The organism is Streptomyces sp. NPDC096176, assembly GCF_044763255.1.
GTDB lineage: Bacteria > Actinomycetota > Actinomycetes > Streptomycetales > Streptomycetaceae > Streptomyces.
In genome coordinates this window covers 1-5,884 of record NZ_JBIWFV010000031.1, presented here as the reverse complement: position 1 = coordinate 5,884, position 5,884 = coordinate 1, and the positions used below count along the sequence as shown (strand labels likewise).

The following is a 5,884-nucleotide window of genomic DNA, read 5'->3' as shown; positions in this document are numbered from 1 at the left end:
TCTTGATCGAGAACCCGTCTACCAGGAGCTTCGTCGTTCCGTACAACCCAAGCCCACCAACGCCCCCGCACTGCAGTCAGGTTGGAAAGGGCTCAGTGGAAGCTTGTCTGGGGGAATTTTTGCAGGCGGCGGAGGGCAGGTTTGTATTGTTTCGGTGGCTACGCCGGACGGCAAGATGAGGCTGGGCTATACCCGATCATTTGACTGGGGAACCGAGGGATTCAAGCTTGGCGGCGCCGTGAATCTTGGCTCCATGCGCAGCAATGCCGACGATATCGGCCAGCTCGCGGGTATGGGGCATGATGCTGGCGGATCACTGAGAGCCGGTCCGGGTATATATGGAAATCATGAGACTGCCATCAGAACCACCAACTCTAAGGGGCGGCAGGTGAGTAGTATTGAGGTCGGGACAGGGTGGGGGATAGGCGCGGAACTTTACAACGGGTTCAATCGGACCTGGAGCGACTGGCTTTAGTCGAAACTACGGATCGGCCCGGGATTTGATCTCCCGGGCCGACGCCAAGGAGTAATGATGGTAATTGGCCTGTCGGAACCGGGTTCGACTGACGGTATTTACATACTTTATATTGCGGCTATAGTGTTCGGTATCCTCGGGCTGCTTTTTGCATGTAATGCCTTCCAGGTGGCGGAAAGGTTCCATCGCTTTGTTACGGCGTTCGTCCCTGCCGGCCGCTCTACGCCTCGAACAATGAGAATCGTTGGAGCAGGGTGGGTGGTGGTGGCGACTCTGATGGTGCTTCCAGAGATAATCCAAGTGATTCGGTGAGGAACCTGTATTCCGGATTTCCTGTGTGACGCAAAGCGGCAGTGGCGTCGGTGCCTGACCAGCACAACCCGCACCGGCTTCGGCGTTGCGCTGCTGACACTGCTGTCCGAGAAGGCGGCGCCGGTGGTGGGTCGCCGTTCCTGCGGCCTCCTCCTGGCGGCGTTGCTGAGGCGGACACTGTCCTCGAGCCCGTCCTGCATCGGGGCGCCTGAGGTGGGCAGTTGAGGCAACGCCGTGGGGCGGTTCCGCTACGGCAACCGCCCCACACCTCGACCTGGGTGCTGCAGTACGTCGTTGGGTAGCGGCTGCCGTCAGGCCCGCGCGCCGCGCGGCGTTGTGCGCCGGCCCTGGGAGGTGCGGCCCCACGGCTTGTAGACGGAGACCACCGCGGCCACGGTCAGCAGCGCGAAGAGCACCGGCACGTTCCACAGCAGGAAGTCCGGCTTTGGCGGGGCGCCGCCCGCGAACGCGGTGTTCTCGGTGGCCTGCGACCGCTGGAAACGGACATCAACTCACGAACCGCCCTCTGAGAGGGCGTTTATGCAGGTCAAGCCCTATATGCGGCTCTCATGCCCGCCCTGCCTTGGGGGCTTCCATCCCGTAGGTGGCGAATCGCGCTCTCCAGGACTGAGGCTCGGCCATCCGTCTCGTTCACTTCCGTGCCCGGAAGTCCGTCTGATTTGACGTTGCCACGGAATCGCCTGATGAACAGCGGAACCGAGCCCTCCGCCTCGCCCGTGATCACGCTACGCCGTGAGCGAGCGCAAGCCGTACCCCAGCGACCTGTCCGACGCCCGATGGGCCCTGATCGAGCCGACGTTGACGGCCTAGAGAAAGGCCCGGCCCGACCGCAGGCCAACCGGACAGCCGGCTCACCGAAGCCTGGACAACCACCACCAAGTGCGCCGACCAGCCCGGCACCACGACGGTCGGCGGCCCGGACGCCTACTGGCACACCTACGCCTACGACGCCATCGGCAACCGGACCGAGCAGACCGGCCACGGCACCGGCGCCCTGGCCGGCACCACGGCCACCACCACCTACACCCACCCGGCCCCCAAGACGGACCTGCCCCACGGTGTCCAGCAGGCCAAGGCCGTCGGCGGCGCGAACGACGGACAGACCAGCACCTTCACCTACGACAAGGCCGGCAACACCACCAAGCGCGCCATCGGCACCCGCACCCAAGACCTGACCTGGGACAAGGAAGGCCACCTCGCCACCCTCACCGAGGGCGGCAAGACCACCAGCTACCTCTACACCCCCGACGGCGACCGCCTCATCGCCAAGAACGCCGACGGCTCCAGCATCCTCACCCTCCCCGGCGGCGACCAGCCGTCCGGCAACGTGATCGGCCCCATGATCCGGATCAGGCCATACCCCCCAGCCACGAGAGCTACCAGGGATCCCGCCACGATGCCCGCGATGAGCCCGGTCCGCTTCTTCCGCGGCGCAGGCCCGGGCGGCACCCACGTCCCTGTCATCACCGGATACGGCGCCTGCCCAGCCATGTATGGGCCCGGCTGCGGCCCATACGGCGACTGCGGGGGACCAGGCGTATACGGCTGCTGCGGAGGAAACGGGGGAGGCGTGGACATGATCAATACGCTACTGCCCGCGCTCGGCCCGCAGCCGTCCGCCCCTCCTCCTCCCAGATCAGTGCTTCACCGTGCCTCACACCGCTGGTGCCCGCCAGTCTCGGAGGCGCTGGGCGATCTCGTAGGAGTCCAGACGCAGCGCGCGTATGTCGTTGATCAGGTCGCGCCAGAGTTCGTAATTGGTGTCGATCGGTTCGCCTGAAGCCTCCAGGTAGGCGATGGCGATCCCGTATCCGTAGGCCTCGTTGCGGGCGGGGAGGGGACGCAGCAGTACGCACTCCTCCAGGAACACGGCAGCACGCCAGAAGGCGTCTGGGTGGCTCTGGTCGAGTCGGGGTGGATCGACCCGGTGGCGGGCGGCCATCCCGACGAGCACGCTGAGGTCGTTGACGGTCAGGTCGGTTCGCAGGATGTCTTCCTGGCGGGCCAGGAGCCACCGGTAGTCGACGAGCAGTTCCACTGGGTCAGGCCGCCCGCGGGGTCGCGTGTGCAGGCGCCTGCGGAAGGCCGCCGAAATCGGCGTCGAACCGGTCCAGGAGGCCTGGCTCTGCCATGACGCGGCGGAACGCGGCGGTCGCCGTGACGAGCTGCCTTTCGTGTTCCTTCTCCTCGGCGACTCGAGCGAGGTAGTCCTTGATGGACAGGCCCGCCGAGGCGGCCAGATCCTTGAGGCGGTCCCGGGTGACGTCGTCGATCTTGACACTGGTATCGGCCATGCTTCGAGTATGCCGCATGGCATACCGGTCTGACTACCCACTCTCCGGGATGGCCACTGACATGGGGCTTTACGCGAACCACTCGTCCAGAGATGCGCCTGCCCTGCGTGAGCGGACCGTCGCGAGGGTGGAGTCCGTCAGTTGTCACTGATGTCTGCGGTGATCCACTCGTGCGGAACCAAGGCCTCTCCATTGCTGCGCCTCCACCGTGCTTCGACGGCGCTCCGGAAGGGTTCGTCTTCCAGGTCTGCGTGCTCCATGACGATGACTTGGAAGTCGCCGCTGAGTGCCTCCAGCGTCTGTTGGAGCCTCACCACAATAGGACGATCTTAGGCGCTGCTGTTTGCGGATGACCCTGGGCAGCGACTCAGCCGGGAGGTGTGCGCAGTCTGCACCCGTGCTCCGCTGTTCCAACGTCAGGCGTCTGGAGAATGCTGACGTCGGCCCAACCACCAAGCGTGAGGCTACGACAGATTCAGCATGACCTCTGGCCCTGGCGGAATCCGAGTCGGAAGCCATCTCTGTAGCCCCGCTGCCAGTCCCGGTTAACGGCTGGTACTGCAGCTGCTGCTGCCCGATTATCGTCATAACGATCGCAGGCACGCCGACCCTGGCGGAGTCCGTCACGGAAGCCCTTGTTGAAGCCCCGCTGATAGTCCCTAGCCGTCTCAGGGACGATGGCTGTATTTACGTGAGTCTTGCTTGGTGGGGCCCCAGAAGCCTGCTCAAAGCCGACGGGGGTAAGGAGGACGGTTGCGGCGATGAAGGCCGAGCTCAGCACGGCGACCCGTTTTCTGCTCGTTGCAGGCATAGCTGCCCCCTTTGGCGTGTTCACATGGGGTCAGTTTCCACTGTAATCACCCGAGTGGGTGTCGCAACTGGTGCCGGTTGCGTGCTCCTTGCGCGACGAGGTGACGCAAGCGCGGCGCCCGGACGACTTCGCCTGCAAGCCGCTCCACCCTCGCTGGCACACCGTCATGGACGGCGGACTGGACCCCGAGACGATCGGCGACGTCATCACTCGCCTGGGCCGGTGGGCCGACCTGACTTCCGGCCCACCGGCCACTCCCCCCGCCGGGGGCCTGGCCACCAGCTCCGAGCGCGCCAGCAACGACCGCAAGGAGATCGCCAAGCAGGGCGGATGGGCCGACAACAGTGCCGCCATGGAGGGCTACTTCGAGGACGCCGACGGCGGAGGAGAAATTTCCGCTGCCGATCCTGTCGTCCACGACCCCCCGATCAAAGGGCGGAGGACGGGTTGCGGAGCTAACCCGCCGGTCCTCCAACGTGTCGCCACGTCCCGGCCATCTGTCCGGGACGGGGGGACTTTTCCGCTCACGACATTGTTCGAGGACTCGCTCATGGACGCTCTTCTCGCACTGCCCTGGATCCTCGGCCTTGGCGTGCTGTGCGCTGCCTTCGTATGCATCGTCGCGCTGTTCCGAGCCGACCGGACCGACACCGTTGCCGTGGTCAAGGCGCTACCCGAGCTCGCGGCGACGTTCCTGCGCTACCGGCGAGGGACACGTCGATGAATTCCGTGTCAAGTTCGAGCGTGTTGCCATCTTGATCCTTCGGGGCGTGCCGAGACAGCATCCACCGACCGGCCGGCAGGGCCCTGAGGGGACGATCCTCTTTCTCGAACACCAGAGAGGCATAGGGCTGGGGGAGGTCGACCGCGGACTGGCCCAGCTGACCCGTACTGGAGCCCGGGAGAGGCTGCGCGGTGTCGCACTTGGCCAGTTCCTCGGCTTCGACCAGGATGCCGGTGATTCAACCCTGGGGGATGGGGCATCGCCGACGTACTGCGCGACCGGCTAAGACCGTGTCCTACATGGTGAGGTTGCGGAAGCGTTTGTAGCAGCACAGGGCTGCGGCGAGTCCGAGAAAGGCCAGGTAGTTGTCCGGGTGTCGTTCGTAGCGGTGGTTGAGGCGGCGGTAGCCGGTCAGCCAGGACATTATCCGCTCGATGACCCACCTGCGGCGGCCGAGACGTTCGCTGGACTCGATGCCCTTGCGGGCGGTCCGGACCCCGATGTGCTTGCCCCACAGCCATTTCCGCAGGTGAGGGATGTCGTATGCCTTGTCCGCATGAAGGCGTTGAGGCTTGGAATCAGTGGCGTGGGATTCGTGTCCCATGTGGAAATGGGACAGCATCGGCTTCAGCGCGAGGCTGTCGTGGGTGTTGGCCGCGGAGAGTCCGACGCGTAGGGGCAGTCCGTCCGCGTCGGACAGGACATGCATCGTGGAACCGGGCTTACCCCCGTCCACGGGGCTCGGACCTGCAAGTTCGCCCCCTTTTTGGCGCGGACATGGGCGGAGTCGAGGACCGCGCGGGACAGGTCGACCAGGCCCTGTTCGTCCAGAAGTTGGAGAACCTTCTGATGCAGCCGACCCCACACACCGGCCCTCGACCAGATGACGAAGCGGCGATGCACAGTCGACTTCGACGCGCCGAAGCACGGCGGTAAGGCCCGCCAGGCGCAGCCGCTGACTAGTACGTAGATGATCGCGGCGAAGACCGCCTCATCATTGATGTTGGCGACCCCGCCCCCTTGCGGGCGCACCCGTGCCAGCGGCAACAACGGCTCCGCGAGCTCCCACAGTCCGTCCGGAACGATCCATCCCCACCGTCCACTCCCCATGACCAGCACAACGGCCAACTGGCCATGTAGGACACGGTCTAATACTGCAACGGTCTTTGGTCTGACTGGTTGGCAGTTTCGGGTGGTGTGTGGCCGTGTCGTTTGTAGTGGCTGACGCGGGCCTGGTGTTGGCGTTG

At 65.1% G+C, this 5,884-nt stretch carries 7 protein-coding genes and 1 pseudogene; 4 read left to right on the top strand and 4 right to left on the bottom strand.

Features of this window, described 5'->3' with window-relative positions; translation table 11 throughout:
• Positions 1 to 475: hypothetical protein (locus tag ACIQ7Q_RS34890; protein ID WP_403871481.1), on the top strand; the 475-nt coding region annotated here is incomplete at its 5' end.
• Between the two features lie 1,065 nt (positions 476 to 1,540).
• A pseudogene (locus ACIQ7Q_RS34885) lies at positions 1,541 to 1,615 on the top strand (transposase); the annotation flags it as partial.
• 847 nt (positions 1,616 to 2,462) lie between these two features.
• Here the strand turns inward: ACIQ7Q_RS34885 and ACIQ7Q_RS34880 are convergent.
• From ACIQ7Q_RS34880 to ACIQ7Q_RS34870, 3 genes are all read right to left on the bottom strand, one after another.
• Positions 2,463 to 2,846, bottom strand: coding sequence for a toxin Doc (locus ACIQ7Q_RS34880; protein ID WP_403871478.1), 384 nt, complete (start codon positions 2,844 to 2,846; stop codon positions 2,463 to 2,465).
• Between the two features lie 4 nt (positions 2,847 to 2,850).
• Entirely contained in the window at positions 2,851 to 3,102 is a 252-nt protein-coding gene (locus tag ACIQ7Q_RS34875) for an antitoxin MazE7 (RefSeq protein WP_403871475.1), read from the bottom strand.
• 137 nt (positions 3,103 to 3,239) lie between these two features.
• Positions 3,240 to 3,419: a DUF3732 domain-containing protein gene (locus ACIQ7Q_RS34870; RefSeq protein WP_403871472.1), complete on the bottom strand. Its 180-nt coding sequence runs from the start codon at positions 3,417 to 3,419 to the stop codon at positions 3,240 to 3,242.
• A gap of 594 nt (positions 3,420 to 4,013) precedes the next feature.
• Between ACIQ7Q_RS34870 and ACIQ7Q_RS34865 the strand changes: the two genes are divergently transcribed.
• Positions 4,014 to 4,637 carry a hypothetical protein gene (locus tag ACIQ7Q_RS34865; protein ID WP_403871469.1) on the top strand — a complete coding sequence of 208 codons (624 nt, stop codon included), beginning with the start codon at positions 4,014 to 4,016 and terminating at the stop codon, positions 4,635 to 4,637.
• Positions 4,638 to 4,683: 46 nt separating this feature from the next.
• Positions 4,684 to 4,923 (top strand): hypothetical protein, encoded by a 240-nt coding sequence (locus tag ACIQ7Q_RS34860; RefSeq protein ID WP_403871466.1) that lies wholly within the window; start codon positions 4,684 to 4,686, stop codon positions 4,921 to 4,923.
• A gap of 9 nt (positions 4,924 to 4,932) precedes the next feature.
• Here the strand turns inward: ACIQ7Q_RS34860 and ACIQ7Q_RS34855 are convergent.
• Positions 4,933 to 5,747, bottom strand: a protein-coding gene (locus ACIQ7Q_RS34855; RefSeq protein ID WP_403871463.1) for an IS5 family transposase whose coding sequence is annotated in 2 segments (ribosomal slippage) — positions 4,933 to 5,405 and positions 5,405 to 5,747 — 816 coding nt in all. Because the reading frame shifts where the segments join, the coding sequence is not laid out codon by codon here.
• Between the last annotated feature and the right edge of the window lie 137 nt (positions 5,748 to 5,884).